Here is a 2,498-nt window from a genome sequence, read left to right as displayed (position 1 = left end):
AGGTTCGTGATGTGAGCCCCGAAGCACGCGCGGCGGAGCACTGGCAGACTTATGTGTCGCGACTTGAGGCCCAACCGGGAATCATCGTCGCCCAACAAACGGCGAGGGGTGGACACTTCTATATTTCCGGCCTGAGAGACCCGCAGGCCGCCGACCCGCAGGCTCTGCTGTCCGGAACAGGGGTTGATCCTGCTCGCGTTCATTCGCAGTGGCAATTCTATCAGAGCCTTGATCCGAAGTTCGTGCTGAAGCGGCTGGTAGCGTCGCTGACTCCGCCGAAATCGGTTCGGCTTATGATCATCCAGGATCGCATCGTTGCCGTGGGTGAGGCTCCTGCCGCCTGGATAGATCGGGCGCGGGTCGCCTCCCAACAGCTGTCCGCGGACGGACTCTCTCTAGAAATCTCCGAGCTGCGTGAGTTGACTCCTCAGGAACTCACTCATTTGAGGGAGGCTATTCAAGCGGTCGACATTTTCTTCGATTCTGGCAAGGCTATACCGGGACCAGAGCAACTGCCGGTTCTCGACAAATTGGCAAATCAGTTGAAGGAATTGGCCAAGGACGCCCGCAAGGCAGGCGTAACAGCACAGTTCATGTTGACCGGCCATTCGGACGCGACGGGCCGTGAAACGGCCAACGTGTCGATCAGCGCCGCCCGCGCGGAGACAGTTCGTGCGCTTCTCAAGAAGCGCGGCGTCGATCCGGAATTGCTCTTGGTTCGCGGCGCGGGCACCTTTGAGCCAGCGGAGACTGAAAATAGCCGAACCGGGAGCTCCGCCAATCGCAGAGTTTCGGTTACGGTAAACTTCCACTAGGGCGGAGCCCAGGATATTGCAAAAGAAGATCTGCATGTTGGGCGGGTTCGCTGTCGGAAAGACGAGTCTGGTTCGCAGGTTTGTGCAAAGCATCTTTTCAGAAACCTACTTGACCACGGTGGGAGTGAAAATCGACAAGAAGAGTGTCGCATTCCCGGACAAAACCGTGGATCTGATTTTGTGGGATTTGGCCGGCGAAGACGATATCGGCTCATTCCGCGTAAGCTATGTGCGAGGTGCGAGCGGGCTCGTGCTTGTCGTCGATGGAACCCGCGCCGCTACTCTTGCCGTGGCGCTCACGCTGCGCGAGCGGGCCGAGGCCGAATTCGGCGCTATGCCGTTTGTATTGCTGTTCAACAAATCCGATCTGGCCGATCGGTGGGCGATATCGGATAGGGAGATTGACGAACTGAGGCAACTTGGATGGCAAGTCTATCTAACAAGCGCGCTTTCGGGTGAATATGTTGATGATGCGTTTCGTCAGCTTGCTTCGATGGTCGCCAAATAGACCATGCATGGATTCCCAAGAGAAGTCAGAAGCTGGATTTACGATTTCTTCTACAACGAGCACTCTGTCGCATATCTGAAAATTGACGCTCAGCTTTGCATCGCTGCGAAGGGCGGTAGTGTTGAACATTACGGACTCTCATCACTTCGCATTGGTAAGCCTGTTGCCGAGCAGCTTGAATTCATGGAAGGTTTGCTGCCTTGCCCGGAGCTTCCATATCATATGGCCATGGTCGAACTGCCCAGCGGGCGTGTCGCGGACCTTCATCTTTTTGCTGACAATGCCTGCGTGTGGCTGCTCTTTCTTGACGCCACTGCCGAACGCGACAATAGGCAGCGGCTTCAACAGAAGGCTTATGAAATGACACTCCTGCAAGAGAGGGAGCGTCAACTCAACGAAAAATTACAATTGACGAACGAGGCGTTGAGGCAGAGCCAAGAGGGATTGTCGCGTGAATACCAGCGCGCCGAAAGCCTACTCCTCAACATTCTTCCGGCGTCGATCGCGGAGCGGTTAAAAGCGGACGAACAAATTGCAGACAACCACGCTGAGGTGAGTGTGCTTTTTGCCGACATCGTCGGCTTTACGGAAAGAGCACGGAGCGTCGGAGCCGAGACAACGCTCGCTATTTTAAATTACTTCTTCAAGGCGGCGGATCTGCTCTCGGAACGATACGGCTGCGAAAAGATCAAGACAATCGGCGATTGTGTGATGGTGGTCGCTGGCCTGCCCGCCGCGCGATCCGATCATGCAGAAGCCCTTGCGCACTATGCACTTGAACTGCGGAAGGCGGTTAAGCGCGAACGCTTCGCAGGAGAACCGATAAGACTCAGAATTGGAATTCACTCAGGACCAATCGTCGCGGGCGTCATAGGCAAAAGGCGGTTTGCCTATGACCTGTGGGGCGAGACCGTTAATCTCGCCGCACGTATTCAAACGTCAGCGGAGCCCGATGAAATCCGTATTTCGGATGCAACTCGCAAACTGCTCGGACCCAATTTTGCTTGCGACCCACTCGCGGAAACGGAATTGCGTGGTACAGGTCGTGTTCGAATGTGGCGGCTCCCGGCCTGATTTGGGTCGTGTCCCACCGCGTAGTGTAGGTCGGCGGCAGCGAAGCCGCTCGCGAGCGCGCCCTCAACAGCGCTGTAGCGAGCGAGCGGCGTAGCGGCAGG

General features: G+C 56.4%; 3 protein-coding genes. All 3 read left to right on the top strand.

Annotated elements, in window-relative coordinates; all coding sequences use genetic code 11:
• The coding region (locus BQ8482_RS39300; RefSeq protein ID WP_244602844.1) for an OmpA family protein at positions 1–815 on the top strand (815 nt) is incomplete at its 5' end.
• Positions 816–831: 16 nt separating this feature from the next.
• Positions 832–1,323: a Rab family GTPase gene (locus BQ8482_RS16710; RefSeq protein ID WP_244602843.1), complete on the top strand. Its 492-nt coding sequence runs from the start codon at positions 832–834 to the stop codon at positions 1,321–1,323.
• Between the two features lie 3 nt (positions 1,324–1,326).
• The gene (locus BQ8482_RS16705) at positions 1,327–2,397 is read left to right on the top strand and encodes an adenylate/guanylate cyclase domain-containing protein (protein ID WP_123148658.1); all 1,071 of its coding nucleotides are present in this window, start codon (positions 1,327–1,329) and stop codon (positions 2,395–2,397) included.
• Positions 2,398–2,498: the final 101 nt, after the last annotated feature.

It is taken from the genome of Mesorhizobium delmotii (genome assembly GCF_900149755.1).
Classification (GTDB): Bacteria; Pseudomonadota; Alphaproteobacteria; order Rhizobiales; family Rhizobiaceae; genus Mesorhizobium; species Mesorhizobium delmotii.
Note: the sequence above shows the minus strand (reverse complement) of the source record. Positions and strands in the feature narration are given on the sequence as shown.

Coding starts and splice junctions, on each gene's coding strand:
- BQ8482_RS16705 (WP_123148658.1), top strand. CDS start 1,327: ATGCATGGATTCCCAAGAGAAGTCAGAAGCTGGATTTACGATTTCTTC.